Raw genomic sequence first — 26720 nt, 5'->3', positions numbered from 1 at the left:
AGCTATAGAGAAATGGAAGCGCTCCAGCCACCTCCCGGTGGGCCTCGTGCCGATACGCAATGCGCAAGCCGTCCGTGAATGGCGCTTAACAGGGCCGCGGCGCTAACCGGCACATTTCGCCACTCGCAAAGCGGCTATCTATTTCTCATTTGCAGTTGGTTCCTTTCTGAAGCAATCGTGCGGGGGGCGCAGGCGTCCAGTGGCAAACCCGGACGGAACCACGCCAGATACCACATAGTGTTCGCTCGAGAGGGAAAACTCCGTGCGGGAATACTCACATCCCGTCGACAGGCATACTCAGGAAACGCGAGGATCGCACATGATGACAATGATGTGACGCGCACAACTCAAACGTTGAACGGCCGCTATCGACAAACGCGAAGAACCTATAAAGGCCAACAAGCGGCAAGCGACCCCGCGTGAGCGAATGGCGTCGGGTTCACGCACTCGTACTCTGCGCCGTGGGCGCATTACTGGGCAGCGGCGCGGCATCGGCGGATGAAGTCAAGGTGATGATTTCGGGCGAATGGCTGCTCAGCAGTCCAACTTGCGACGTTCTGGAACATATCGGGAAGGACGGCTCAGGGTCGCTTTATGTCTTCGCATCACGTACCGGTCAGGGGCACGTAAAGACCGATATGCGACGAAGCCAATACGCATCTAAAGGCCTGTGCCAATCGGGTCGACGACTCCGACAAGGAAATGAGGGTCCGATCTTCAGGAGCGTCGTCTGTCACCTAAAATATTGTCAAGGTGTTACATAACCCGGGCACGCCGCCAACGCGAACTTTGGGAGACCGTTAGAACCACGTCTCATTGACTGATGGGTGGTCTATGCTGCTATCACTTCGCTATTTGGGAGTCTTGGGAATCTGCGCTTTGTTCACTGCTTGCGGACAGATTTCGTCCAAGCATGCTGCGTGCAGAGCTGATTCCTGTCACCCTCGGCACGAGCACGAGATGTTGCAATCCGGCGAGGCGTCATGGTATTCGGCGACGTTCCAGGGGCATCTGACAGCAAACGGAGAACGCTACGATGGCGGCGCCTTGACTGCCGCCCATCGAACATTGCCGCTCGGTAGCTATGTGCGCGTCCGATCGTTGGCTACCGGAAAGTCGGTTGTCGTTCGCATCAACGATCGCGGACCATACGTCAAAGGCCGGATTATCGATCTCTCTTACGCAGCGGCTGAAGCCCTGGGTTTGCCAGACGCGCGGTCGATGCGCGTGCAGATTGAACGTGTGGAGAAGACACAGACGGGGTCGGACGAGGGCGGAACCTTGACGACAGAGCAGTGAAGTCCTAGACGGTGCCCTGAGCAAATCGCTTGCTCAAGGCATCGGCAAGACTGCGTAGCAATGGTTCTTCACGACCGGTCTGGGCGAAACGTTCCAACGCCGCCTCATCGCGTGGCAGCGAGCGAAAGATGCGAATGGCGGCTGCGCGCGTTTCTTCCAACAGATCCACTTCCACAAAAGCCTGCAACAGATCCAAATGGGTTTATTACCAAACAGGGAGGGCTTCATGAAAACGAATTACAAAGTAGCTGTCGCACTCGTCGCTGGCGCTGCTATCGGAGGAGCGGCGATCCAAGGACTTCATGCTCAGGCTAAGCCAATCGCCTACGTCGTTGCAGAAGTCGACGTAACAAACTCAGAGGGTTACGCCAAGGAGTTTCTTCCACTCGCGACGAAAGCACTTAGCGACGGCGGGTCCGGTTTCAAGGCAGTTGCTGGAGGGAAAAACGTCACGATTGAAGGCACACCGCCCAAGGCGCGCTATGTCATCGTCAGCTACGAAAACATGGACAAGGCCATCGCTGCCTATAATTCTCCGGCCTTCAAAGAGGCGAGAAAGATTGGCGGCAAATATGCTTCCTCGTTCCGCATCATCGCCGTAGAAGCCCCGCAATAGTTCGCGTTAGTCGCAATGCAGAGGCCGTCAACTTAGGCGGCCTCTTTCATTTCATTCAAACTGGACCGCTACCGGTGAGGCAGATCGTTTCGTCAGACATAGCCGGTTTGAAAGTCTCGATCATTTACACCCCGTTCCCCCAAAGTCTGTCGACAACAGCCATGGCAATTGAGAGTCGCTGCCTAATGTCTTCTGGCGAAGCAGCCGTTAAACACGATTGCCAGACGCAAGCTAAGACGATGTAAACATCGCGATCGGTCCAATTAACGTAGCGACACCTACGGAATTGCGTGACAGCCGGGTATCTTCTTGTTGCATTTGGCACGCGTGGTCCGTTAGCGGGGACGGTGTTGTTGCACGACCATCGATTACCAGGCCGGATTTGTTCCGCGTTTCAAGAGCTATTGGATCGGAAGCGCCGATGAACGATAAAAGTATCAAGAGATGGCATCCATGAAGCGGTACCACGCTACACCTGCCGTGATGTAAAACCGCTGCAGTCCATGAAACGGAATCGGCTTGATCGGCGTGACGTCGAACGGAAAAGGCGTGCGCGCATCGCTGCACAACCGCGCGGCCAGATGCTTGCCGACGGTCGTCGCCATCGCGATATCGCGTCCGTTGTACCCGAGCGCAATGCTCAGCCCCGGCGCCGGTTCGTGAACATGTGGCAAAAAATCCGCGGTGATCGCGACACGCCCGGCCCAGCGATACTCATACTCGACACCCTTCAATTGCGGATACATCAATTCCACCGCGCGCTCGAGATGCGCCCAGTCGCCGCCGTGCACGTGGTCGCGCCGACCAGCCGATGGACCTTCGACGATGCGCGGCAGAAGCTCGCGCCGGCAGTGATCGATTGCGCCAGGGGAATCAGCAATTCGATAAGAACGCTTGAGTAGCAGTCAAGCGAGCACGCCGACCTGATAGCCGCAATGGCACACGTGTGGATCGAAGACAATCGCAATGCGCGCGCGTCTCGTGTGCTGCATCCACCGGTTGAATCCGCAGGGTGAAGCCGCCATTCGCCCTTCACTTCAGTTGGCAAACCTCCCGTGGGACCGGTCGAGCACGACCACACTCCCATAGTCGATAAGACTCACGACGCCCGCAGCTCACGGACCCCCTTGCCTAGCCGTCGCCGCAGTAGCGTACGCAATGTGACGCCGTCTGCGTAGCCGACCTGCTCGGCGATGCGCTCCACGCTGTCCTTGCTCGTTTTCAGCAGATGAACGGCACGCTCGATCCGCAGATCCTGGATGTACTCGACGGGCGTTTTACCGAGCACTTCATTCAGACGTCGCGATAAGGTCCGCTTGCTCGTCGCCAAGGCGTCCGCGGCGGCGTCGAGTGCGATTGCCGTGGCGAGGTGTTCGCGCACCCAGCGGTCGAAACGTTCGACGAGCGGGTCCGAATGGGCCAGGTGATCGGAGATCGCAAAGGCAGACTGCGACAGCCGCGAATCGAATACGAGATAGCTGGCCACGAGCGCGGCAAGCTCAGGGCTGTTGTTGCGGATCAGCCATAGCGCAAGGTCCAGATGGCTCAGGGCGGCCCCTGCCGTCACCGTGCTGCCGCTAGGAACAACGATGCGATGCGCATCCAGGTGCACCTCGGGGTAACGCTGCCGGAACACCGGCGAGAGCCACCAGGTGGTCGTGGCTTCGCGCCCGTTGAGCAAGCCGCTTTCGGCCAGCACGAAGGTTCCCGTACAGGCGGCTCCGATATGGGCGCCGGCACTGTGCCACGAGCGCAATGCACCGAGCGCATCGATCACGTCGGCCCGGCCGAGCGAAGGCACGAGCAGGTCCGTCGTCGTCCTGTTGAGCGCCGGCACGACGACCCAATCCGGTGCACGGGCGTCTGTCATATCGCGGACGGGAACTTGCAGCCCAAGCGCGGTACGCACCTCTGGCCGCATCCCCGCCACGGTGATTTCGAAGCCCGGTGTGAGCATCCCCGTCGCGCGCGCAAGTTCGTTGGCCGTCGTCAAGGCATCGAGCACGGTGGTGAGGCCGGTGTCGAACACTCCCTCGAGCGCGAGAACAAAAATCCGCATGGCAGAATCGATATCAAAATTGTCGATTGAGACAGTGTTCCCCAGCCCGCCGCGTTTGTAAAGTGCGCTCATCGCGTGGCCCCTCACGCGGACACTGGAGAACGCAGATGATCAAGCACGCTTTATTTGTCAGACTTGAAGCCAAGCCCGGAAAGGAGCAGGCGGTAGCGGATTTTCTGGCCGCCGGCCTGGAAATGACGAATCAGGAGGCCACTACGCCGATCTGGTTCGCCCTGAAGCTGTCGCCGAACACGTTCGCTGTCTTCGACGCTTTTGCGAGAGAAGAAGATCGCCAGGCCCATCTCGCCGGCAACATGGCAAAGAGCCTGATGGCGCGGGTCGACGAGATGCTGGCACGCCCGCCTGCGGTCGAGCCGTTCGACGTTCTGGCCATGAAGAACGCACTAGCCTGAAGCCACCTGTACGTGAGTATTCGGAAGCGATTGTGGAGATTATAATGTTCGTACTGCGAAAAGTTATTTTTAGTGCCGTCCTGGTTGCCATGGGTAGCACGATGGCCCACGCCGAGACTGGAACGGCGGCAAAAGACATCGTCATTGTTCACGGTGCGCTCGTGGACGGCTCTGGCTGGCGCGGCGTCTACGACATCCTGTCGAAAGACGGCTACCACGTGAGCATCGTGCAAGAGCCGCTTACCAGCCTCGCCGAGGACGTCGACGCGACCAAACGCGTCATCGATCAGCAGCGGGGCCCTGTCGTGCTGGTCGGTCATAGCTACGGCGGCTCCGTGATCACGGATGCAGGCGCCGACCCGAAGGTGAGCGCACTCGTCTATGTAGCCGCCCTCCAACCCGACAAGGGCGAAGCCAGCGGCCAACTCTTGCAGAAGTTTGCCGCGCCAAATGATGCCATGCGCGCCACGCCGGACAAATTCTTCTACATGCCGCCGGCGAAATTCCGCGAGACCTATGCGGAGGATCTCCCTCCTGCAGAGGCGCAATTCCTGGCGGACTCGCAGCAGCCACTCGCGCAGAAAGCCGTGGCAGCACCTGTGCCTGTCGCGGCTTGGCGAACCAAGCCTAGCTACGCGGTGCTGACCACACAGGATCATGTAGTGAGCCCCCAGCTTCAGCGCTGGATGTATCAACGCTCGGGCGCCAAGGTTACCGAAGTGAGCGCAGGCCACGCTGTCTATATCTCGCATCCGGATGCGGTCGCTCGAGTCATCGAGGCTGCTGCAAAGTAGACGAGCGTAGACGCCAGGACGTGCTGTCCGCAGCCTCGCGCACCTGGACATGACCCGGGCGCGAGGCCGCGCGAATAGCGCCATGAACCCACCACGGAAGTCTCTCCCATGCTGTTACTGATCCTTGCTTACCTGGGCGGGGTACTCACCGTTCTGAGTCCCTGCATCCTGCCCGTGCTGCCTTTCGTATTCGCGCGCGCGGACCGGCCGTTTGCGCGCAATGGGCTGCCCATGCTGGCCGGCATGGTGCTCACCTTCGCCGCCGCCGCCATGAAGCGCTCGCCTGGCGCCGGCGAACTGGTGCGCCGCACTTTGGGTGTGCTGGTGCTCGCGGAGGTGGCCGCCATTGCGCTCGGGCTGGATGCTCATCTGCTGACACGGGTGTCGCTGGCGAGTACCGGCGGAATCGAACAGAAGTTGATTGACGCGGTACATCTCGTTGGCCCCCTGCGGGCCGCCGCCAGAGCCACGGGCGCGCTGCCGGTGGAAGGCGAACTGCCCTCTCTGGCTGGCGCCGCCCGGTGGCTCAACAGCGCGCCGCTCACTGCACAGTCGCTGCGCGGCAAGGCGGTGCTGGTCGACTTCTGGACTTACTCGTGCATCAATTGCATCCGTGCGCTGCCCTACGTGCGCGGCTGGGCCACTGGGAAGGTGATCTGCTGTTTGGCAGCGCCAACAGCCAGATTGCAACTCTCGTCGAAAGTCAAACCCGCTTCGTGATGCTGGTGAAGATCGATAGCAAGGATACCGAGACGGTCATCAACGCCCTGATCAGGCACGCCGGCAAGTTGCCTCAGGAACTGCGTGGCCGGCTACCACTACTTGCTTGCAGACTCCGTCAAGCATTCCGGCTCAGAGAGCTGTGCGCATGGCGCGGTACTAATCGAAGCGAACCCGAATCGGCCCGGCCCAAACAGGGATGCGAGATGTTGGGCATCGATCGGCGTCACTCAAGCCTACTTGGTGGAAGCCGTTTGCGCTGCGTCGGCGCTCTGCGCACCTTCCGGTGGTTTTCCCAAATCCGACAACGATCTCCTCCAGACATCGGCCTTAATCTTAAGTGCCTGTCTACTTAGACTGTCCCCACTGGCTACGAACAAGGGTGTTCGCAGCAGGACAAAACCAAGTCTCGAGGTAGCTCATCATGAAGTCCCTTGTTCAAGCCGTTGTTGTTGCCGCTGTGCTTTCTGCACCGGTCGTATCGTTCGCTCAACAGTCGAATGCGCCTGTAACCCGTGCGCAGGTGCGGGCCGAACTTGTCCAGCTTGAACGGGCGGGCTACAACCCCTCGAGCGATCAAACTCAGTATCCGAAAAACATAGAGGCCGCAGAAGCACGTGTTGCTGCACAGAACGGCGCAGCAAGCGGTTACGGCGGCGGCGTGAGCGGTTCGTCGCAGTCAGCTGGTCGGAGTGGGGTGTCTGCTGCCGACTGGAACGCGATGTACAACCACCCCTGATGCGTTGATCCGGACGCGCCAGAGGGATGCCGAAAGCATCCAGCAATTGAGCGTCGCACTCCGAGCGTGCTGCACTTCTGCGCGTCTGCACTCTAAAACTGGCTCGCTATCGAGGTAGCGTCCGGGGTAGTGGGCCCGTCGTTATCGATACCTCCGCCATCGGGCTCCCGATGGCTTCTCACAGATCTTCACGGTCTGGGTGGCGGCGATCGCCACAACGACCCGCACTTTTGCTCCTTTAAAAGAATTGCGGAGCAGCGCCGAGCGGGGTGCGTATCCTGTAGTGTGACCATGCACAGTGGCGCGGCATTGCACGGTGTTGCTGATGCTTGCCGCGTATTTGCCGGGTAGATCCCGAAACTCGACTGGCGTGGCGTGGTGGTGCGAGAATAATTCTTTGCCACACGTGAAGATTTTATGGACACGCTACAAAATATGCGGGTGTTCACGCGGGTCGTCGAAGCCGGCAGCTTCACTGCTGCGGCCGAGTCGCTCAATTCGACGACCGGCGCCATGTCGCGCGCGGTATCAGAACTCGAAGCCCACCTGCGCACCCGCCTGCTGAACCGTTCGACGCGGCGTCTTGCCCTCACGCCCGCTGGCGAGCAATATCTGCAGCGCTGTCAGCAGATCCTCGCCGACGTCGGCAAGGCAGAGGAGGAGGCGAGCGGCGCGCATGAGCGCCCAGCCGGCACGTTGCGGATATTCAGTTACGCAAGCATTGGACAACACTACGTGCTGCCGGCGATCGCAAGGTATCGTGCCCAGTATCCGGACGTGAGGGTCGAACTAACCTTGTCGCAGAGCCCGCCCGATCTCTTCGGAGGCGGCAGCGATGTCGCCGTCGTTGCGGCTCATTCGCTTTCCGACTCGGAGATGGTTTCGCACCTGCTCGGGTCGACGTTCAACATCCTCTGCGCATCGGCTGACTATGTGCATTCGCGCGGCACCCCGCAGCGACCGGGCGATCTGGCGCAGCATGAATGCCTGATACTGAATACGCCCGCTTTTCCGCCGCACGAGTGGCTGCTCGAAGGACCTGATGGCAGTGAACTCATACAGGTCAGCGGCCCGTTGCAGGTGAATATCGCCGAATCACTTGTTGTCGCAATTCGCGAAGGCATGGGCATCGGCGTGCTGCCGTTGTATGCAGCAGTCGACGGTCTGCGAAACGGCACGCTGGTTCGCGTGCTGCCCAATCTCACGCTGCAGAACATGAACATTTACGCGCTCTACCCTTCGCGCAAATTCATCGATGCGAAGACACGGACGTGGGTCGACTTCCTGCGCGGCCATTTACCCGAAGTCATTGCCCGCGACAAAGCACTGCTCACCGGCTGACCGGCGGTGAAAGGCAACCCGACTGGACCGCCATCCCCGTTTCCCCGTACATATCGCCCCGACCGTGATGCAGGACTGTGAAGTTCACGGCACAAACAGCATTGTTGCGTATCGCGTCGCCAGCCACGATATGACAAAGATCGAAACCGCTCGCGCGGTAGAGGGCTCGGTTCGGGCGTGGGTCGTTCATAAGCCGCCCGTCGCAGACGTATGTCCCAGCACGGCCGCGATCGCAAGAACGGCCAACATGACGAGCACTTCAATGGCGAGCCAAGTGTCGAAGCGGCCTTGCGCGGCCATGAAAGCCGAACCGTCCTGCCGCGCTCGGGCGTGTAGATCGGGCAAGACCACCACTCGGTTCCAGCCGCCCAATGCCACCGCCGCGGCGACGCACGCGAGCTTTGCCAAGAGTATCCAGCCCCAGGCCATGCCGAAGAACGGCACGCTCGCCTGCTCGGTGTCCTGCATCACGTTGTAGAAGCCGGTGATCAGAACGACGAGAAGTGCGGACGTCGCCAGATGCGATAGCTCGGTGCAGAAAGCCGCCCTGTGCTCGGCCGCTGCGCGAGCGGTCGGCGCGAGCCGGCGCAGCATCACTGCCGCGACGATCACGCTGCCGGCCCATAGCGCGGTCGCACACAGATGCACGACATGGATGACTTCTCGCACCGAGAAGTCGCCCGCGTCGGCCGCGTGGCTCGCTGCCGCCTTGCCCGCCGCCCACGCGAGGAGGCCCGCGGCGAACAGCGGCAGGCCGCGCCGGTCGAAGAGGCGGCTCAGCGTCGCCAGCAGCGCGCCGATGAACCCAACCGACCATGCGACGCCGTAGTGCGACTCCGTGAGCACGGCGGTGACCGCGGGGCCTGCCTCGGTAAGCGTCGAGCCGCTCATCACGGCTGACTGCAGCCAGAGGTACGCGAGGGCCGTGAGCGCCAACGCGAGCGCGAGACCCGCCTGCCAACCGCGTAGCGTGGTCGGCGCGCCCATGCCGCTTCGCTTCCCTATCACGGCGCACGCGAGCGAGCCGGCCGCCGTCGCGAACAGCATATCCTGCACGGCTGCCACAGCAATCTGCACGGCGACGAGCGGCTCCACGGTCACTTCACCGTGAAGGTGTAGTGACCCTGCGTGCGATGCCCGTCCGCGGCGACGGCGACCCACGAGACCGTGTAGACGCCTGAAGTCAGCGGGCTCAGCGCCGCCGACATGTGCTTCTGGTTCGACGGGTCGACAACGGCCTTGGCGCGGGTGACAGCTTTGCCCTGCGCGTCCGTGACGGTGATCGAGCTGAACGCGGGCTCGAGCCCGTCGTCGAAATCGATCGCGACATCCCTCTGTGAGGCCGGGACGGTCGAGCCAGCCCCCGGCGCCTGATGGGTCGGGTAGGCGTGTGCGTACGCGAGCTGACAACCGGAGATCAAGAGCGCGGCAACAGTGCCCCGTGCGTTTGTGTGCAGTTTCATGAAAGGTCTCCTATTGGGTCAGAACAGCGGCTTGCCGATCGAGTTCGGGAAGATGTCGTCGAAGTAGATATGGGCTTGCACCAAGACACCCGTGTGCGTGCCGGTCCGGCTATTGACGGGAATCTGCGCTTCGATGCCGAACTGCCCGTAGCGATTGATCCAGATCACGCCGGGGTTGATCGTGCCCGTTGTCTGTCCAGAGCACGCGCCAGCCGTGCAGGTGCTCATCGGGAATTCAACGACCGGAATCAGATTGGCGAACGGCTGCGGCAATCCGAGATCCTTCACCTGCTGCTGCAGGTACGGAATGCTGTACTGCAGCGTCAAGCCCCAGCCAAGCGAGTCCGGTCCCTGGTCCGACGACGCGGTCGTCAGGTTCGGGCCGATCGTGCCGGTGATCGCGAACGGACGCAACAGTCCGAGCGACGCCGGCAAGTCGCCGAAGCCCTTGCCGAAATAGACGGTCGGGGTGAACGTCGAAAATGAATTCGCGATCGCTTTCGAGCCGGTGCCGCCGAGCGTCGCGAGAAGCCCAACCGACGCCATGAACTCGTGCCGCGCATTCGCGTAGACGAGGTACTTCGCGCCGAGGGTGAAATTGTCCCAGCCCTTCGCGTTGCCGTCCGGCGAGTTCTGGCTCGCGTAGTTGCTCGCGATGCTGAACGCGAGATTCTTCGTGATCAGCTTGTCCCACTCGTAGGACACCGTGTTGACGTTCATGTCGTTGCCGTTGCTGTCGGCCGTCTTGATGTGGCTGAACTGCAGATTGAATTCGTCGCCGACGCCGGGATCGTCGACGGCCATCGTGGCCGGAAAGACGCGGTCGCCGACGACCGCATGGGCTGACGCATCGAGTGAAAAGAGGCACGGCGCAAGCGCGCATAGCGCTGCGGCGCTCCGTTTGAGAGTGGTTCGCATGTTGAGGTCCTAATCGAATTGTCGTGATGAATTCGCGCAGGCCGCCCCTTTGGGGAACTTCGTTGTTCTCCCCGAGGAGCACACGGCAGGCACGCGTCAATGCAGGAAGGCCGTTCACCGACATCGCCGCATTGGCTGAAAACGTCGACGAAGATCAGGACCAGGCGGGAGGAGCGCGCGGCTGAGCCAGCGTCAGCACCGTGTACGGGCGGAACGCAGCGGTGACGAGGGGTGGAGGAAAGGAGGGACGCAGCGGCGCGACGCTCGATGCGACGGCCACGCTGGGCAAGGCTGGCAAGTGCGCGATCAGTCCGCAATACGGGCACGCGTCGCAGACCGACGATGAATCGGAGCCATGGTGATGCCCGGCATGGGCATCCAACGCGACCTCGACGGCCGGATGATGGTGATGGAAGTGATGCGCGTGATGCTCGACGCCGCCATTCGCGCCAAGCAGCACCTGAGACACCGTCGGCGCGACCACGCTCAACAGGATGGCAAGCATCCCAAGCCAGGCACCGATCTTCTGACGGTGGCGGTTGAGCATGGCGAATAGGCGAGACGCTAAAAGAAATTGGCAGAGGAACGGTCGACCCGTCGCCGCTCGTCACTGGCGGTTGGTCGAGCGCGGCCAGTTTGCAACAAGCAGCGCGATGAGTAGGTGGCCGAGCGTACCAAGTCTCTCGTCTATCATGAGGTTCCCCATCGTATAGCGGCAATTTGACGCTACTGGTTAGTTGTGTTGCGGCGATAGCGGGACGAATACGTCACGCGTCACCGTGAGCCGGATGGCCGCTGGCCCGGCAGATATCCACCCTCAAAGCCAGACAGGGCGGGAAAGCTGGCCGCAATCCCGGGCGCGGCGGGGACAGCGTTGGGCGGCGTGGTTCGCAGGCCCGGGGCCAGATAAAGGAACTTCCACCCCAGATAGGTCTCTGCGCCCTCGAAGTCCTCGTATTGGCGTGGAAATCCCGCGCGCTTGATGGTGGCCGCCTCTGATCTGCTGAAGACACCGTAGAAACGATCGCCCCACATCATGAACACCCAATCATTCTTGCCAGTGATCGGATCCGGATAGGGGCGACGGAGGTGATGCAAAGGCGCGGGAAAGCGTGTGTCGTTGAGCACGTCATCGACCGATGCAGGGTAAGCCCGGCCGACGCGGTAATACCGCAGAATCGCCTGCCGGTACTGGTTGCCGGCGAACAGCAGCTGCTTCTCCTGCTCTCGGCGCCGTTGCAGCGACCACACGTCGAGCGCGCCGGCCAATGCGATCGACATCAGCATCAGTGCGATCAAGAGCGCCAGCAGCACCAGCCCGCCCTGTTGCGCAGCACGTGGCCCCAAGCGCTGCCTCGCACGCGCTTTCGCGGGCCCGGCGCCGCGCGAAGAGCAGGCGGTGCCGCTCATTTGGCGACTCCGTCCGCGCGCGGTGGCGCACCCTGCGGACTGCTCGCCGGCGCCACATCGTAGACGCCCGGCTTGGTTTCGTCCGGCGAAGCCATCACAGCCCATTTGTCATCGCCATTGACCGGGTCGACGGGAACGGCGCGCAGGTAATGCTTCGCCACCAGTTCGTCGAGCGTCTCGGGATACTGACCGTTGTCCCCGTAGTACTGGTCGATCGCATTGCGCATCACCGCGACGTTCTGCTGCCGGACCTGCTCCTTCCCGCGTTCGATGCTGTGCATATAACGCGGCACCGCTATCGTCAGAAGCAGGCCGATGATGGCCATCACGACAACGAGTTCGATCAGCGTGAAGCCGCGGGTCTTGTGCGTGCGAGCGGGTTTCATGATGCACCGTCACCATTGTTTGTACGGGATACCGTTAATGCCGACGCGATCGGATTTCGACGACACGTCGAACACATCCTTGCCAGCCTGTTCGCTCCTGATGGCCGGGTCGCCGCCCGCCGCCTGGTCCGGCGGCTCGCCATAGGCCCGCGCGCTCCACGTTTCCTCGGCAAGCGTGTCCGGGTCGCCGCTGAAGAATGGATCGCGCGGCACGTGACGCAGGAACATCAGCAGGCCGCCTTTCGGATCCTTGGCGTTCTTCACGCCGGTCACGAGTACGGTCAGCGTCGGCGGATAGCCGGATGCGTCCGCTTCCTTGTCGATGAGACCGGTATCGCTCGCCTCCTTGTAGGCGTCGAGCGCGGTACGGATCTCGCGCAACGCATCGCTCAGCTGCTGCTCCTTCTGACGCTGCACGATCAGTTCCGAAAACGGCATGATCGCGAGCGCGAGAATGCCCACGAGCGCGAGCGTGATCACCAGCTCGATCAGCGTAAATCCACGCTGATCGAGCCGGCCTGCGCCGTGCAAGCGCATCGCGCTCTGTCCGGTGGCCACGGTTCAGTACCCGTTCTGGATCGAGTGAAGCGGGTTATCGCTCGGCATGGTGCCAGGCGGCATCTGCAGCGATGCTGGCGGCGCTGGCGGTGCGGCGGGCGGCGCGGGCGCCGGTGTCTCGGCGGCCCCAGGGCCCGGCTCCGCTTCGCCGCCCGCCTGATCCGCTGGCGGCGGCGCAGCCGGTGCCGGCGCCGCGCTCTGGGCGGCCCGCCCTGCGGGAGCCGCTTGCGGTGCAGGCGATCTCGAGAAGCGTCCACCGTACGGTTCGGGCGGCGGCGTCGTGCGCGGCGCCGGCGCCATCTGCCCGAACGCGCCGTTCGACGGGGACGGCAGCGCGGGAGTCGCTGCCGGCGACGCGCCGCCTACCGTGCCGCCGCCGACCATGCCGGGCATCGGCTTCGCCGCAGGCACCACGGACGTTTCCGCGCTCGCCATGACGGGATCCAGCCGCAGTTGGTCGGCGTGCACATTGACGTCGGTGCCCGACCACAATTCCTGCGTGTCCGCATCGGCAGCAAGCTGCGGCCGGATGATGTGCGGCGTGATCTGCAACACGATCTCGGTCTTGGTGTGGTCACCCTGGTGGTTGGAGAACAGCCTCCCTAGTACCGGCAATTGCCCGAGACCCGGCACCTTGTCGGCAGTCCTGCGGTCCTCATCCGAGATGAGGCCGCCGAGAATCTGGGTTTCGCCGTCCCGTAGGCGGAGACTCGTCGATGCGCTGCGTGTTCCGATCTGATAGGCGAGCGAATTCAAGCCCTGTGAATTGTTGCTCGAGATCGTATTCGTGATGTTGCTGACTTCGAGATTCAGCTGGATGCCGACGTCGCCGTCGCGATAGACCCGTGGCTCCACTTCGAGCTTGATGCCGACATCGAGGTACTGAATCATCTGCGTAAAGGATGGGCCGCTCGTGCTCGGCGTGCTGGAGCTGGAGATCACCGGCACCTTGTCGCCAATCATGATCCGCGCCTTCTCCCGGTTGCGTGTCCTGATGCGCGGACTCGCAAGCAGGTTCGCATCGGTGTCGGTGAGCTTGAAGTTCGCCGTGGCCGAGAGGCCGCTGACGTTCAGCGCATTGACCGGCAGATGATGCAGCGCGCCCCATGTATCCACGGTACTCGGGGTCGACACCGTGAACGAGTTCGGCCAGTCGATGCCGAGATCGGAGAGGCGCTCGTGCGACACCTCCAGCACCTCGACCTCCATCATCACCTCGGGATCCGGCAGATCCTGCGCGGCGATCATCTCCTCGGCAACCTTGATCGTGTCCGGCGTGCCGCGAATCGTCACGGTATTCGCACGCTCGTCGATCACGACCTCCTTGATCTTCAGAATGCTCTTCAGCAATTGCTGGATCTGCTTGGAGTCGACGTTCGACAACTGAAACGTGCGTACTTTGAGCTCCTGATATTCGAGCTGCTTGGCGGGGGTCGCGGGGTAAATGAAAAGCGTATTCGCGTTGAGCTGCTTCTTGTCGAGCTGATTCTGCATCAGGATCATGTCAACCGTGTCCTGCACCGACGCGTTCGTCACGAAGATCGTCGTCTTCAGGTCGGCGCGGACGTCGCGGTCGAAAATCACATTCAGCCCCGTGGTGCGCGACAACGCTTCGAACACCATGCGCACGTTCGCGTCGCGAAACTGCAGCGTCACCGGCTTCTGCATGATCGACGAAGCAGCAAGCTTGTCGTCCCGTTCCGCGCGTTGCTGCCTGCGCTTCTCGTCGAGCTCCTTCTGCATCTGCAGCGCGAGGGTATTGGTCGGGTTCTCCACCAGCACGCGGTGCACCCGATCAGCCGCCTGCGCATAGGAGCCGCGCTTCATCATGCGGTCGGCCTCCTGCAGGATGGCCAGATCCTTGCGGTCGTGATCGATCATCGCCCCGATCTTGCGTATGCGCTCATTGGTCGGGTCGATCTCGTTCGCCATATAGAGTCGCTGGACCGCCTCGTCGAACTGGTAGTTCCGGCGGAATAGATCGGCCTGGTCGAGCAGCGCGTTGACCTGGCTGTTGCGCTGGTTCAGATAGTCGACCTTCACCTGTGCGTTGGTCGGATCGTCATGAATGTTCGGGACGTGCATGCAGCCGCTGAAGGCGAGCACCGACACGGCGATCGCAAGCGCACGCCTTCTCGCGACCTGCGTCGCGCCCGAGCACTGGACATGGAACAGGATGACTGGCGAGAGGCGTGTTGATGGGCCGCAGTCCTCGTCGCGGCTCGCACCCCGTGTGCGTGAGGTTTTCATTCACTTGTCCTCTCTTGGAATGGATACCACCTGTCTTTCGTGCAGCGGCAGGTAGGTCAGCACCACGTCCGACTCCGACACCGACTCGACGCGATACTGGCTATCGATCTCATCGCCTGGCGACACGATCAGCAACTGGTCACCGTTGCTGAGAAAAACCTGCGGCTTGTCCGCCTTTGCGTCGAGTTCCCCCACGTAGGTAAAAGGCACGGGGGGCGCGACCGGGGGAGCCGGCCGCACCGGTGCGGCCGGCACTTCGACGGGAGGCGGCGGCGGAAGCCACGAAGAAGCCGTGAATGGATCGTGGGCCGATTCGACGGAAAGCGGCGCGCGCAACGAGACGAGCTTCGCACGGGGTGTCGCCGCTGCCGTGCTGGCGGCCGCGCCATGCGCCGCGGATGCCGGCGCCGCGGTCTTTGCGGCCGCCCCGGATGCGAGCATGCGGTGCATGGCAACTGGCCCCGCGTGCGCGTCGCTGCGATGCCGGCTGTCGAGCACGGCGACGTGCGCCGGCGTCTGGGGCGCCGCGACCAGCACGCGATACGCTGCCCCGGCGGCCGCGAATCCGCAAAACGCCAGCAGCACACGCATGCGCAGAGCGGGTTTCATGGCTGGGCGCTCCGGTAAATCAGTTCGAAGCGCACCCGCGCGTCGAGAATATTGCCGTCCACCGCGGGACGCTCGACATGGATTTCCCGTAGCGCTGCATTCGGCACGCTGTTGAGCACCGACGCAAGAAAATGCCGGATCGCGCTGTACTGATCCTTGACGGGCAACATCACCTGATAGCGCGTGAAGCGCGTGCCCGCATCCGTGTTCACCTGGTACTCGGCAGACCCAAGTGTCAGATTGCTGCCGTGTGCCTGCTCGAATATCGCCGCGATATCATCCGCGCTTTGCGAAAAGCGCGGGAACAGCTCCGGCAAGGCGTCGAGCGCTATCGCGTCCGCCTCCACGCTGCGCGTGCCGGCCAGATGGTGCGCCTTGGCCGCCAGCGCGAGCCGCGCCGGATCCTGCATCTCCTTCGTATCGGCGTCCACGCTGGAGATCTCGGCGCACATGAGGGCTGCCGCGCCGATCATCAGCGCGCCGAGGAGTCCAGGCAGGCCGTACGAGCGCCGTAGCTCGAACCGCAGTGTCAGCAGCAGGTCCTGCAGTTGATCCGCTTTCATGACTTCCTCCAGACGGCAGTGATCTGGAAACGAACCGGCTTGCCCGGCACATTGGTCTCGACCAGATGCTCGTTGAGCACGGCTTCGCGCAGCAGCACGCTCGTCTGCAGATACTTCAGGTACGCGATCATCGCGTCGACATTCTTCGCTTCGGCCGTGATGCGAATCTGGCTCTGCGCAGGGTTCTGGTCGATGCCGATCAGCGCGACATCATGGTCCGGATAATCTTCCACGATCGAAAAGAGGTCCTGCCACGGCACAGTCAGTTCGCGCAGTATCGACAGGCTCTGCTTTTCCGCCTGCTTGGCGGCCGGTGTCGGCGGCGGCTTCACCGCGTGTTTCTGCGCGAGCGTCCGATGCCGGACGGCGTCGAGCTCCGCCTGCACGCGATCGTTCTCGGCATGCGCATGCCAAAGCCGCGCGCCGCATACGAGCAGCAGCAGAACCGCGGCGCACAACAGGATCAAGCCGCTCGTCCCGGAGCGGACACGGCGCCTGCCGAAGTCGATATCGAGGATCTGGATCATTGCGCATACTCCATCAGCCGACGGGCGGGTGCGCTGTCCGCCGCCGGTTGTGCCGGCCGCACCGCAGCCGCAAAACGCGCTTCGAACGGCGCCGGGTCGGTGTCGTTCCCGAACAGATAGATCGTGCAATCTTCCCGCTTGAGGCCCGCACGAGTCGCCGAGCGTTCGAACAGCTGCTCGGCCAGTTCGGCAAGCCGCGAAGCGTTGCCCGCATCGCCGGGAAAGAGGCGCTGCGCGTCATAAGCGGCCCAGCCGCGCCGCTCGATCATCACGGCCTGCATCAACTCCTCGGCGACGAACATCAGCAGCGTGTCGCCGCCCGCCGCGACATCGATGCGATTGAGCATTTCCGGAAGACCCAGTTTCAAGCGGGAAATGCGGACATCTCCGGCGGCGCTCACTTCATGAATGCCGTCATGAAGCGCGCGGGACATGGCGCTCGCAAACAGCGCACGGCCGCCTGGCTGCAAGCAGAAGCGCACCAGCAGCGATTCGCCGGCGATCCCATAGGTATCGGTGAAATGGGCCAGCGCGATCTCTTCGAGCTCGCGCGCTCGCAGGGTGCGAAAGTCGCCGCGCAAGATCGCGTGGTTGCCCCAGAAATCGTCCAGCACCACGTGTGCGTTGCGCGTCGACGACTTCGCCTCGCGGGGCGCTTTCTCATCTGCGTCACCCGCAGCGGCGCCGGACGTGGTGACGAGAGCCGCGCGCAGCGCGTCGAGCAGACCCGACTCGGTGCCGTACTGGTCATCGGGAATCGTGATGCAGGCCGGCTCCGCGGGCGGCAGGTGTTTGCGCGAGCGCCACTGTCCGGGCGCGCGTACCCCGACGACGATTTCGCGTGTGCCGACTCCAATCGCAAGCGGACTATTCAACCATCGTGACACGGTTAATCTCCTCGAGTGTCGTTTCGCCGCGCTTCACGAGATCGATCGCGGCGACGCGCAGCGTCTGCATGCCGTAGCGCATCGCCGCGGCCTTGATGTGTCCGAGCGGCGCGCGCTCCGACAGCAGTTGCCGCAACTCGTCGTTCATGCGCAGCGCCTCGGCGATCGCACGTCGTCCGCGATACCCGCTGCCGCGGCATGAGGCGCAGCCGGCGCCGCGGCGAAAGAGGTAGCTGCCCGCTGCGTCCGGGTCGATTCCGGAGCGGATGAGCGTCTCGTTGTCGACCGTGTCTTCGGTCATGCAGTCCGGACAGCATTGCCGCAACAGGCGCTGTGCAACCACGCCGTTCAGCGCGGAAACGAAGCTGTACGGATCGACCTCCATGTTGGTGAAGCGGCCGATCACGTCGAACACGTTGTTCGCGTGGACGGTCGTGAACACCTGGTGCCCGGTCAGTGCGGCCTGCACGGCGATCTGCGCCGTTTCCGGATCGCGGATTTCTCCGACCATGATCTTGTCCGGGTCGTGCCGGAGAATCGAGCGCAGTCCGCGTGCGAACGTGAGTCCCTTCGCTTCGTTGACCGGGATCTGGAGGATCTCGCCTAGCTGGTATTCGACCGGATCCTCGATCGTCACGATCTTCTCGAGGCCGTTGTTGATTTCCGTCAGGATCGCGTAGAGCGTCGTTGTCTTGCCGCTTCCGGTCGGCCCCGTGACGAGCAGCATCCCGTACGGCATCGATGCGATCGTGCGCATGAAGCGCGTGTCGCCCTCCTGAAAGCCGAGTGCCTCGAGCGTCAGACCGCCTGCGGATTGCGAAAGCTGATAGCGGTCCAGGATCCGCAGCACCGCATCCTCGCCGAACTGGTTCGGCATGATCGACACGCGGAAGTCGATTTCACGCCCCGCGTACTGCGCCTTGAAACGGCCGTCTTGAGGCACGCGCCGCTCCGCGATGTCGAGCTCGGAGATCACTTTCACGCGCGAGAGCACCTGGTCCGCGACGTCGCGACCCTCGGCACGGCCGACCACGGTGAGCACGCCGTCCACGCGGCACTTGATCATCAACCCATTCGCGCGGCATTCGAGGTGAATGTCGCTCGCCATCATCTTGAGCGCGTCGTAGATCGTCGAGTTGAGCAGTCTGACCACCGGACTGTCGTCGCTGCTGATGCCCTGCAGCGTCAACGCCAGCGAGGCCGGATCGACCGTGTTCTGGATCGGGTCGTCGAACGCGAGGGAGTCCATCGCGCGGACGTCCTTTTCGCGCACGGCTAGATACGCATTGACGTCTCCTGCGCTTGCGAGCGCCCAGCGATACGGGACGCTGGGCCGCGAGCGCATCCGATGCTCGACCCAGCCGCGCGTGCGTGCATCGAGCGGATCGGCGATCGCGAACAGCAGCCCATTGCCGCCGTCCGGATCGTGGAAGCACACGCAGAGGCGGGTTGTCGCGTCGACGAACGGAATCACTTCGAAATCCGGTTCGAGCTGATTCAGCTCGCGCATAGCGATCGACTTCATCCGGAAAAGCGCTGCCAGTTGCACGCGCAGTTCGTCCGCGCTGAGCGAGGTCTGCGCCATCAGTTCCTCGAGCGCGCGGAGGCCGGAACCATGCCGCTCGCCGAGCGCTCTCAGTGCGTCGCGCAGATCGGCGCGCGCTTCGGCGTGAAGGCCTTCCGGTAGGGCGATGACGGTATCCACGCGCTTCCCCAATACGTTCTACTGAATGCTCGACGCGATTTCGAAGATCGGCATGTACATCAGCACGACGATGCCGCCTATCACCACGCCAATGAAGATCATCATCGCGGGCTCGATCAGTCGCGAAATCAGATCGATCGTGCGCGACACCTGCGCCTCCTGGAACGCCGCGATCCGGTCGAGCACGGGGCCGAGACCGCCCGTCTTCTCTGCTACCGTCAGCAGGCGGTACGCGATCGCGTTGGCGAGCCCCGCCTCCTGAAACGCATCCGAGACCTTCGCGCCGTTGCGCACCTGCTGCAGGGCGCCGGCGAGCGCGGCTTGGTCCGCGCGTCCGACCAGGCCTCGTGCAAGGTCGAAGGCCTTCACTGCGGGAATGCCGCCGTCGACGAGCATGGCAGTCGTGCGATAGAACTGCGACTGGCGAAAAACGCGGAAGTGTTGCCCGATACCGGGCAGGGCCAGCAAGCGATCGGCGATCCAGTTCCGTACGAACGGGCGGCGCAACGCGAAGCCGGTCGCCGCGGCCAGCACGGCGAGGCCGAGGGTCAGCTCGGACCCGTGCGCGTGCACCATGCCGCCCCAGGCCATCAGCAGGCGCGATAGCAGCGGCAGCGCGCGCCCGCTGTGCTCCAGAAGGCTGGCGAAGCGCGGCACCACGAAGCCGAGCAGGAACAGGACCACAGCCGCGCCGACGAGCAGCAGGACCGTCGGATAGATCGCCGCCGACACCACCCGTGCACGCAGCTCATGGAGTGTCGCGCTGTTGCGCGAGTAACGGGTGAGGCTATCGGCGAGACCGCCGGTCTGCTCGCTCGCCTTCACGCACGCAACCAGCACCGGCGGGAAGATATGGCTTGCGTGCTCGAGCGCCGCGGACAGCGATTGCCCCTCTTCGAGTTGGCGCAAGAGGTCGCGATACACTTGCGCCGACGTCTCCCGGCGTTCATTGCCGCCAAGCGTGCGCAATGCGTCGACGACACCCACGCCCGCGTCAAGCAGCGCGGCGAGCTCGCGGGCGAAGAGTTCGACGTTGAACCGGGCGCCGTGTATCCCCAGCCGGCTCGCACGATGCCGCTGCCGGCCGCCGTCGGCGCGAACCGACACGACGCGCAGGCCGCGAGAGCGCGCGAGCGCCGTGGCGGTCGTCGACGAATCGCTGTCGATGCGCAGCGTCTGGACCGAGCCATTCGTATCGAAGACACGCAGCACGTACTTCACGTCGACTCTCCTTGCAGACAACCCGCCCCCGGCGCAGCCGCGCCACGCATCCCTACCATGACGAGATCGTTACGTTCTCGCCCGAGCCGTCGCCGCGCCCGTCCTTGCCAAGCGAATACAGGTCGTAGTCGCCGTGGTCACCCGGCGAACGATACTGATAGGGGCGATCCCACGGATCCACCGGCACCGCTTTCTGCAGATACGGCCCGCCCCAGCGGGTCGCATTCTGCGGCTTGACCACGAGCGCCTCCAGGCCTTCTTCGGTCGTCGGATACACACCGACATCCAGCCGGTATTGATCGAGCGCCTGGCCGAGCGACACGATCTGCGCACGCGCGATCTTGACGTTCGACTTGCCGACCTGTTCGAAATATCGGGGTGCGACGAGACCCGCCAGCAATCCGATGATGACCATCACGACGAGCAGCTCGAGCAGCGTGAAGCCGCGGCTCACGCGCGCGCGTGCGGCAAGGCCGACGTAGTGCCGTGACGGCTCCTGCATGCCGCGTTGGATAGAGGTCGATTCGCTATGCACGGCTTCCCCCTGTATCGACTCACCGCTTCAGCATCGCTGAAGCCGTTGAATGCATTCTTGTTCAGGTCGATACGGCCAAGAAGTAGGGAGTGCCGTCCAAAGACATGGGTAAATACCCCCCAGTTGCACCGTCCCCGTCTGGAGGGATTTCACACATGCTCGTCGCGGGGCGGCGTCAGCACGCCCATGTCGATCGCGAGGCGCACGAGGCCGTTCAGGTTCCTGATGCCTAGCTTGCGCATCAGGTTCGCGCGATGCTTTTCTATGGTTTTCGGGCTGAGACTCAGGCACTCGCCAACCTGGCGGTTGGTGTGCCCCTCCACCACGAGCCGCAGCACGGTACGCTCGCGGCCGGTCAACGCGTTCCACAACCTCGCCTTGTGCGCGATGTCCTCCTGCGATCCGCGCGGGTCTGCGCAGATCCGGTTGGCATCGGCACCGGCCATGCGCTTGCCCTGCATCACGAAACGCATCTCCCGGACCAGCTGGTCGAACGATGCGTCCTTGACCACGTATCCATCGGCACCGGCGGCAAACGCTTCCCGCACATGGTCTTCGCTCCAATGAACGGAAAGGACGATGATCCGGATGCGCAGGGAGTCGCGCTTGATGGCGGTGATCGCCTCGAAGCCGCTGCCACCCGGCATCGTCAGATCCATCAGGATCAGATCGGGCAGCGTCTCCCCGGCGAGGCGATGGGCTTCGATCCCCCCGCTCGCCTCGCCGACGATGCAGTAGTCGTCCAGTTCGGAAACCATGCGGCAAAGGCCGCTGCGCAATAGATGCTGGTCCTCCGCAATCAGCACACGATGTTTTTTTTCCAATTTCGTCGCTCCTTGCTGGACGCTGCGCGCCTAATTGGAAGCGGTCACGTCGTGATAGGCGGCGAGCAGTTCCGACGGTGTCGCGAAGCCGTCGATGCGCAACCAGGGCTTGCCGGGCGCGGCGCGCAGGAATGCAACCGGCGTGTGGTTCATCTTGTCGCCCCGATAGACGTTGAACGCGCGCTGCACCGCAACGCTCGCCTCGACCGTGCCGGTATAGTGCTGCCACTCGGGGCCAGCTTCGAACCTGGCCGCGTACGCCTTGAGCCGTGCCGGTGTGTCCTCTTCCGGATCGATCGAGATCGACACGATGTGGACCTTGTCCCGGTCCCTGCCCAGATCGCTCTGCAATTTCCCGAGCGTCTGGCTGATCATCGGGCAGATCGTCGTGCAGGTGGTGTAGATGAATGTCAGGATCACTGGCCGGCCATCGTTCAGCTCGCCGATCAGCGAGACGGTCTTGCCGTCGTCGCGCACGAGTTCGACCGAGGGCAGCGTGTACTGGGCCGTCGTGCGCGTCGTCATGCCCGCCATCATGTGATGATGCGCGTGAGGATCGGCAACGGCCGCAGCGTCCTCGGCGGGTGCGCTCCACGCCGCCGTTGCCGCGAGCGCCACGCCCGTCATCACGAATGCGCCGATCCTTGATTTTGCAGTCCTGTTCATACTGGTCTCCGGAAACGAGAAGAAAGGTCGCGCTGTGCGATGCGCAGGTCGCGGCGCTTTCACTCCCTCACCCGTGCAGTGTCATGAACTTGCCGGCAAGCGTCATTGGATGAGGGACCCCAAACGACGGTAGGGCATCCCCGCTTGATGGAAAACCCGCACTGTGCAACCGGGATGTCCCCACACTGCGACCCTATCAATTCCCCGTTGTGGCGCGCCTGGATCGCGGCCTACAATTTCGGTAACCTTGCGATTTGCTTATGCCGACCCATCGGGAGCTCCAATGGATGAAAGGCCGCCAGGGGGACCGCAGGTAGGATTGCCAGATCTGATCGAAGCAATGCGCAAGCTTCGTAGCGCGGCCCACCCCAGCCAATCCGACACCGGCGTCGTCACCGACGCGCGTGGCGCCGCGCTCGCGATTCTCACGCCCGACGGGACCTTCGTGTCGGCAAACCGCAGCGCTTCCGCGTTGCTCGGCTATTCGAGCGCCGAGCTCGTCGGCAAGCGTCTCGACGACCTTGCGCCCGACGACTTTCGCGCCGAATTGGCAGACGAATTGTCCGCGAGCGCGGCTCGCGAGTTTCATTCGTTCAGTGCGGTTATCAGCGGCCGGACGGGCCATCCAACGCGGCTCGCGCTGCATCAACAACGGTTGCCCACGAGACAGACGGAATCGATCGTCTTGCTGACGCTTTTCGAAGAGCCCCTGATCTTCGAGCCCAGGTCTGCCGACCCGCCCAAGCTGTTCGATGCAAGCGAGCGGTTGTGCCAGAAGTATCTGATGATGGGCCAGCAGAAGGAGCGCCAGCGTCTTGCTGCGGAATTGCACGATGGCCTCGGGCAGGCATTGACCCTCGTCAAGCTGATGACGGAGGACGCACTGATGCGCATACGCCGCGGGCAGGTCGACGATGCGGCGAACCTGCTGGATGCGACCGTGTTCAGAGTCCGCGAAACGATCGGCGACGTGCGGCAGATATGCGGCGAACTGCGGCCGCTCATGCTGGACAAGCTGGGGCTGCCTGCGGCATTGGGTTCGCTGTGCCGGCGCATCGAGCACGGCACGGAGACGATGTCGGTGGTGTTCGACTGCGATGTCGTGGATAAGGACGTGCCTGAGCATCTGAAGGCGGACATGTTCAGAGTGGCTCAGGAGGCGCTGAACAACGCCGTCAAGCATGCCGAGGCTACGGAAATCTCCCTCAGCCTGCGGCGTGACGCGGGCGGCTTGCTGTTGACGATTCAGGACAACGGCATCGGCTATGAGAACCACCCGCTCGCCACGGAAGACGCGTATACGACAGGATTGGGCCTGATCGGAATGCAGCACCGCGTCGAGATGCACGGCGGCGCGTTCTCGATCGAGTCATCCGCCGCGACGGGTACCCGCGTCTGCGCGACCTGGATGCTCTAGATCGCGCTCAGTTGCCCGCATCGCCGATCCTGTATTCGGGCAGTTCGCCCCCCGGGCTGGAGTCCGGCGCCGGATCGGAGCGTTCCGGCAAGTGCTCATCGTCCACGTTCGGCTCAGCGCACTTGGCGGCGAGCGAGGTCAGCAGACCCATGTTCATCGCGACGAGAACCAGTTCCGTGAGATTGACGATATGGAGCTTGTGCATCATGCTCGCACGATACTTCTCGATCGTCTTCGGACTCAGGTTCAGGTATTGCCCGACCTGCCGGTTGGTGCGTCCTTCCGCGATCAGCTTCAGCACGCTGCGCTCGCGCCCCGTCAGAACGTCCCATACATGCTTCGGTGCGGGCGCTTCGCGGCCGCTGACGAACGAGTCGACCATGTACCCATACACGTCCGCGCTCAGGTGTTTCTTACCCTGCATGACGGAGCGCATCGCGACCAGCAGCTCGTCGAACGATACGTCCTTCAGCACGTAACCCTCGACGCCAGCACGCAGCGCTTCCCGCACGTACTCCTCGTTTTGATGCACCGTGAGCGCAATGATCCGCACGCTCGGCGATCGCCGCTTGATCGTCGCGCTGGCATCGATGCCATTCATCCCCCGCATCGACAGATCCATCAGGATCAGATGAGGGGTGAGCGTCATCGCCTGCTGGCAGGCTTCCTTGCCGTCTCTTGCTTCGCCGACGACGTCATAGTCGCCTTGCGCACACAGCATCGAACGTAGCCCATTTCTCAGCAGATCGTGATCCTCTGCGATTACAACGCGACATTTGGTATTCATGCCTTTTCTCCCCGGTTCTACTGGTCCCGGTCGCTGACGATATTCCTGCCATTCACAAATCTTTCACTTTTTGATTTCGAATTCCTAAGTGTTTGCTTCAAGTTTCTGTCAGGCGACTGCGATGCGCCTGAGATTCGCAAGGTTCGCGCCACCTCTCTGCAAGCGAGCAACGGCGCGGATCTCTGCATTTCCCGGCACATCGGGAGCACACCGGATGTCGAAAATGTTTCAGATTTGAACTCCTTCGACTTTTCCCGAGGATTGGTATCACTACGGATCGCGGGGAAATCACTCCTTTTTTGCCGCCGCACGAAAATGAATTCGTAGCAATTGCGTAAATTGAGAACAATGCAGACACCGCATTTGACAATTGATTTATTACCGCCGATTTCCGCCCGTTACCGTCTGTTTCGAACGTAAAGTTCCTGAACTGGGCATTGCGGCAGCCATTTCACGCCTCAAAATGTAGGGAGGTGCCCCATTGCTGATCCGTTCTTTCTTACACCACAATTCAGGTGCAGGAGAACACGAAGATGCATTGGCGCCCGCCATCCACGTTGGGAAGCGTGACCGTTGCCGCATTCGCCATGCTCGGCGCGGTGCTGCCAGGTACGGCGCTCGCACAGATATTCGGCGGGGTCGACAGCAACGGAGCGATCGTTCTCACGAACGTGCCGGGCAAGCCCGGATTGAAGGTAATCGTCGCAGATGACCCGCCAGGCGAACCTGGCGCGAAGCGCACGTCCCGCAAGTCATCCGGCAGCGCTCAGCTCGCCTTGTTCGCGGATGTGATCGACGAGGCCAGCCGCTCCTTTCGCGTTCAGCCCGAACTCCTTCGCGCGGTGATCGACGTCGAGTCGGGATACAACCCGAAGGCAGTGTCGGAAAAAGGTGCGCTGGGACTGATGCAGTTGATGCCGGAAACCGCCCGTCGCTTCTCGGAAGGCGACATGCTCAATCCACGAGACAACGTGCTGGCCGGCGCCCGCTATCTGCGATTCCTCCTCGATCTGTTCAAGGAGAATGTCGAGCTTACGCTGGCCGCTTACAATGCCGGAGAGAATGCCGTGATTCGTGCCGGCTATCGTATTCCGTCGCTGCCTGAAACACGACTGTACGTTCCGCGAGTGCTGGAGCGTTACAAGCAGCTTCTCGCGGCCAGTTGATCACCGGAGGACTTGCGCACGCGTCACGGAAACGCGGGGATGGTCGGGTCCGTTCCCTCGATGCGCGCCTCCTCGTGGTGAATCTTGATCATCTGCTCGATCTCCTCCACGCGGTCCTTCGGAACGTCGATCATCATCAGAAGCTCGCCCCGATGGATCCCTTCTTCGAAGCGCTTCAATCGCGTGTTCGGCACATCGATGCCGATCATCGAGGCCGCCCATGCGCCGAATCCCGCGCCTGAAAGCGTGATCGTCACCACGGCGCCGCCGGCGATTGTGAGGTCTTCGGGCGGAAAAGCGAGTGCAAACAGCGCCATCATCATCCCGGTCGCGCAACCCACTGCAGTGCCTCGCGCCAGCGCCGGCAGCAGGTCGCTGCGTTGCGCGAGCGATGCCTGCGGCAGGCCGTTGATTGACACATTCTCGTTGGCGATGACATGCATATGCCGCCACTCGACCCGCTGCATCAGCATCTCGTTGACGATCGCCCACGCACACTGTTTGGTGGGCAACAGAAGATAGATTCGTCTCATTTCGGTTACTCCTACTTTGCACCGGGCTCACACCGAGACCCGTGATTGCATTCTTGCCCGGGCCGAAGCAGGCTTGAAGTAGGAAGGCTCGCCGAAATGCGTGGGTAGAGACCCGTAGATGGTCTTTCGCTATCCTCACAGGCTGCCGTAGCTGTGCAGCCCCGACAGGAACATGTTGACGCCGAGGAATGCGAAGGTCGTCACCAGCAGGCCTGTGAGCGCCCACCACGCGGCGACCGCGCCGCGCAGCCCCTTCATCAGGCGCATGTGCAGCCACGCCGCGTAGTTCAGCCAGACGATCAGCGCCCAGGTCT

Annotated in this window: 31 protein-coding genes and 3 pseudogenes; 11 read left to right on the top strand and 23 right to left on the bottom strand. The window is 62.6% G+C overall.

Annotated elements, in window-relative coordinates:
• The first annotated feature begins 960 nt into the window (after positions 1 to 960).
• Positions 961 to 1299, top strand: a complete 339-nt coding sequence (locus tag J3489_RS24185; RefSeq protein WP_207002385.1) for a septal ring lytic transglycosylase RlpA family protein — start codon at positions 961 to 963, stop codon at positions 1297 to 1299.
• A gap of 4 nt (positions 1300 to 1303) precedes the next feature.
• Here the strand turns inward: J3489_RS24185 and J3489_RS24180 are convergent, their stop codons facing one another.
• Positions 1304 to 1495 (bottom strand): hypothetical protein, encoded by a 192-nt coding sequence (locus J3489_RS24180; protein ID WP_207002383.1) that lies wholly within the window; start codon positions 1493 to 1495, stop codon positions 1304 to 1306.
• A gap of 30 nt (positions 1496 to 1525) precedes the next feature.
• Between J3489_RS24180 and J3489_RS24175 the strand changes: the two genes are divergently transcribed.
• Positions 1526 to 1915 (top strand): DUF1330 domain-containing protein, encoded by a 390-nt coding sequence (locus tag J3489_RS24175; RefSeq protein ID WP_207002381.1) that lies wholly within the window; start codon positions 1526 to 1528, stop codon positions 1913 to 1915.
• Positions 1916 to 2352: 437 nt separating this feature from the next.
• On the opposite strand, the gene J3489_RS24170 is transcribed toward J3489_RS24175, so the two are convergent.
• Positions 2353 to 2742 carry an FAD-dependent oxidoreductase gene (locus J3489_RS24170; protein WP_508617099.1) on the bottom strand — a complete coding sequence of 130 codons (390 nt, stop codon included), beginning with the start codon at positions 2740 to 2742 and terminating at the stop codon, positions 2353 to 2355.
• Between J3489_RS24170 and J3489_RS24165 the strand changes: the two are divergent.
• Positions 2686 to 2817: pseudogene (locus J3489_RS24165) on the top strand (IclR family transcriptional regulator); the annotation flags it as partial. The gene J3489_RS24170 and the pseudogene J3489_RS24165 overlap by 57 nt on opposite strands.
• 197 nt (positions 2818 to 3014) lie before the next feature.
• On the opposite strand, the gene J3489_RS24160 reads toward J3489_RS24165, so the two are convergent.
• On the bottom strand, positions 3015 to 3974 hold the full coding sequence (locus J3489_RS24160) for a GlxA family transcriptional regulator (protein ID WP_207002521.1): 960 nt from the start codon (positions 3972 to 3974) through the stop codon (positions 3015 to 3017).
• Between the two features lie 107 nt (positions 3975 to 4081).
• Between J3489_RS24160 and J3489_RS24155 the strand changes: the two genes are divergently transcribed.
• The 6 genes and pseudogenes from J3489_RS24155 to J3489_RS24130 all read left to right on the top strand — a co-directional run bounded on the left by J3489_RS24155 (position 4082) and on the right by J3489_RS24130 (position 7981).
• Complete coding sequence (locus tag J3489_RS24155; RefSeq protein ID WP_207002379.1) at positions 4082 to 4387, top strand: putative quinol monooxygenase; 306 nt, start codon at positions 4082 to 4084, stop codon at positions 4385 to 4387.
• A gap of 44 nt (positions 4388 to 4431) precedes the next feature.
• On the top strand, positions 4432 to 5181 hold the full coding sequence (locus J3489_RS24150; protein WP_207002377.1) for an alpha/beta fold hydrolase: 750 nt from the start codon (positions 4432 to 4434) through the stop codon (positions 5179 to 5181).
• Between the two features lie 108 nt (positions 5182 to 5289).
• Positions 5290 to 5823, top strand: a pseudogene (locus J3489_RS24145) (cytochrome c biogenesis protein DipZ); the annotation flags it as partial.
• Positions 5808 to 5984 (top strand): annotated as a pseudogene (locus tag J3489_RS24140) (IS30 family transposase); the annotation flags it as partial. The pseudogenes J3489_RS24145 and J3489_RS24140, both read left to right, overlap by 16 nt.
• Before the next feature lie 341 nt (positions 5985 to 6325).
• Entirely contained in the window at positions 6326 to 6640 is a 315-nt protein-coding gene (locus J3489_RS24135; RefSeq protein WP_207002375.1) for a DUF4148 domain-containing protein, read from the top strand.
• 417 nt (positions 6641 to 7057) lie between these two features.
• Positions 7058 to 7981, top strand: coding sequence for a LysR family transcriptional regulator (locus J3489_RS24130; RefSeq protein WP_207002373.1), 924 nt, complete (start codon positions 7058 to 7060; stop codon positions 7979 to 7981).
• Between the two features lie 186 nt (positions 7982 to 8167).
• On the opposite strand, the gene J3489_RS38630 is transcribed toward J3489_RS24130, so the two are convergent.
• The 17 genes from J3489_RS38630 to J3489_RS24045 all read right to left on the bottom strand — a co-directional run bounded on the left by J3489_RS38630 (position 8168) and on the right by J3489_RS24045 (position 22503).
• Positions 8168 to 9076 (bottom strand): CopD family protein, encoded by a 909-nt coding sequence (locus J3489_RS38630; RefSeq protein ID WP_207002370.1) that lies wholly within the window; start codon positions 9074 to 9076, stop codon positions 8168 to 8170.
• Between the two features lie 2 nt (positions 9077 to 9078).
• Positions 9079 to 9444: a copper resistance CopC family protein gene (locus J3489_RS24120; RefSeq protein ID WP_207002368.1), complete on the bottom strand. Its 366-nt coding sequence runs from the start codon at positions 9442 to 9444 to the stop codon at positions 9079 to 9081.
• A gap of 18 nt (positions 9445 to 9462) precedes the next feature.
• Positions 9463 to 10362: a hypothetical protein gene (locus J3489_RS24115; protein ID WP_242540258.1), complete on the bottom strand. Its 900-nt coding sequence runs from the start codon at positions 10360 to 10362 to the stop codon at positions 9463 to 9465.
• A 154-nt stretch (positions 10363 to 10516) separates the two neighbouring features.
• Entirely contained in the window at positions 10517 to 10909 is a 393-nt protein-coding gene (locus tag J3489_RS24110; protein WP_207002366.1) for a DUF2946 domain-containing protein, read from the bottom strand.
• Between the two features lie 227 nt (positions 10910 to 11136).
• Positions 11137 to 11772 (bottom strand): type II secretion system protein, encoded by a 636-nt coding sequence (locus tag J3489_RS24105; RefSeq protein WP_374193484.1) that lies wholly within the window; start codon positions 11770 to 11772, stop codon positions 11137 to 11139.
• Entirely contained in the window at positions 11769 to 12158 is a 390-nt protein-coding gene (locus J3489_RS24100) for a type IV pilin protein (RefSeq protein WP_207002364.1), read from the bottom strand. The genes J3489_RS24105 and J3489_RS24100 overlap by 4 nt, the downstream gene beginning before the upstream one ends.
• Before the next feature lie 9 nt (positions 12159 to 12167).
• Positions 12168 to 12695 (bottom strand): type II secretion system protein, encoded by a 528-nt coding sequence (locus J3489_RS24095; protein ID WP_207002515.1) that lies wholly within the window; start codon positions 12693 to 12695, stop codon positions 12168 to 12170.
• A gap of 24 nt (positions 12696 to 12719) precedes the next feature.
• Positions 12720 to 14966, bottom strand: a complete 2247-nt coding sequence (locus J3489_RS24090) for a type IV pilus secretin PilQ (protein ID WP_207002362.1) — start codon at positions 14964 to 14966, stop codon at positions 12720 to 12722.
• Complete coding sequence (locus J3489_RS24085; protein ID WP_207002360.1) at positions 14967 to 15575, bottom strand: hypothetical protein; 609 nt, start codon at positions 15573 to 15575, stop codon at positions 14967 to 14969.
• Positions 15572 to 16138: a hypothetical protein gene (locus J3489_RS24080; protein ID WP_207002358.1), complete on the bottom strand. Its 567-nt coding sequence runs from the start codon at positions 16136 to 16138 to the stop codon at positions 15572 to 15574. Before J3489_RS24080 ends, J3489_RS24085 begins: the two co-directional genes overlap by 4 nt.
• Entirely contained in the window at positions 16135 to 16665 is a 531-nt protein-coding gene (locus J3489_RS24075) for a PilN family protein (protein WP_207002356.1), read from the bottom strand. The genes J3489_RS24080 and J3489_RS24075 overlap by 4 nt, the downstream gene beginning before the upstream one ends.
• A complete protein-coding gene (locus J3489_RS24070) occupies positions 16662 to 17552 on the bottom strand; it encodes a hypothetical protein (RefSeq protein ID WP_207002353.1) in 891 nt (296 codons plus the stop codon). Before J3489_RS24070 ends, J3489_RS24075 begins: the two co-directional genes overlap by 4 nt.
• Entirely contained in the window at positions 17533 to 19137 is a 1605-nt protein-coding gene (locus J3489_RS24065; protein WP_242540262.1) for a GspE/PulE family protein, read from the bottom strand. Before J3489_RS24065 ends, J3489_RS24070 begins: the two co-directional genes overlap by 20 nt.
• A 138-nt stretch (positions 19138 to 19275) precedes the next feature.
• The gene (locus tag J3489_RS24060) at positions 19276 to 20478 is read right to left on the bottom strand and encodes a type II secretion system F family protein (protein WP_207002350.1); all 1203 of its coding nucleotides are present in this window, start codon (positions 20476 to 20478) and stop codon (positions 19276 to 19278) included.
• A gap of 52 nt (positions 20479 to 20530) precedes the next feature.
• A complete protein-coding gene (gene gspG / locus J3489_RS24055; RefSeq protein WP_137337550.1) occupies positions 20531 to 20980 on the bottom strand; it encodes a type II secretion system major pseudopilin GspG in 450 nt (149 codons plus the stop codon).
• A 182-nt stretch (positions 20981 to 21162) separates the two neighbouring features.
• On the bottom strand, positions 21163 to 21819 hold the full coding sequence (locus J3489_RS24050) for a response regulator (protein WP_309491417.1): 657 nt from the start codon (positions 21817 to 21819) through the stop codon (positions 21163 to 21165).
• A 48-nt stretch (positions 21820 to 21867) separates the two neighbouring features.
• Positions 21868 to 22503 (bottom strand): SCO family protein, encoded by a 636-nt coding sequence (locus J3489_RS24045; protein WP_374193483.1) that lies wholly within the window; start codon positions 22501 to 22503, stop codon positions 21868 to 21870.
• A gap of 340 nt (positions 22504 to 22843) precedes the next feature.
• Here J3489_RS24045 and J3489_RS24040 point away from each other — a divergent pair, with 340 nt between their 5' ends.
• A complete protein-coding gene (locus J3489_RS24040; RefSeq protein ID WP_242540256.1) occupies positions 22844 to 23920 on the top strand; it encodes a sensor histidine kinase in 1077 nt (358 codons plus the stop codon).
• Positions 23921 to 23927: 7 nt separating this feature from the next.
• On the opposite strand, the gene J3489_RS24035 is transcribed toward J3489_RS24040, so the two are convergent.
• Complete coding sequence (locus tag J3489_RS24035) at positions 23928 to 24707, bottom strand: response regulator (protein ID WP_207002343.1); 780 nt, start codon at positions 24705 to 24707, stop codon at positions 23928 to 23930.
• A gap of 533 nt (positions 24708 to 25240) precedes the next feature.
• Here J3489_RS24035 and J3489_RS24030 point away from each other — a divergent pair.
• Positions 25241 to 25873, top strand: a complete 633-nt coding sequence (locus tag J3489_RS24030; RefSeq protein WP_207002341.1) for a lytic transglycosylase domain-containing protein — start codon at positions 25241 to 25243, stop codon at positions 25871 to 25873.
• Between the two features lie 23 nt (positions 25874 to 25896).
• Here the strand turns inward: J3489_RS24030 and J3489_RS24025 are convergent, their stop codons facing one another.
• Positions 25897 to 26406 (bottom strand): DUF1269 domain-containing protein, encoded by a 510-nt coding sequence (locus J3489_RS24025; RefSeq protein ID WP_207002339.1) that lies wholly within the window; start codon positions 26404 to 26406, stop codon positions 25897 to 25899.
• Positions 26407 to 26541: 135 nt separating this feature from the next.
• Positions 26542 to 26720 (bottom strand): cytochrome c biogenesis protein CcsA (gene ccsA / locus J3489_RS24020; RefSeq protein WP_207002510.1); only part of this gene is annotated, 179 nt, incomplete at its 5' end.

Origin of the sequence: Trinickia mobilis (genome assembly GCF_017315705.1) — a bacterium.
In the GTDB taxonomy this organism is placed as follows: domain Bacteria; phylum Pseudomonadota; class Gammaproteobacteria; order Burkholderiales; family Burkholderiaceae; genus Trinickia_A; species Trinickia_A mobilis.
This window is presented reverse-complemented; position numbering and strand designations above follow the sequence as displayed.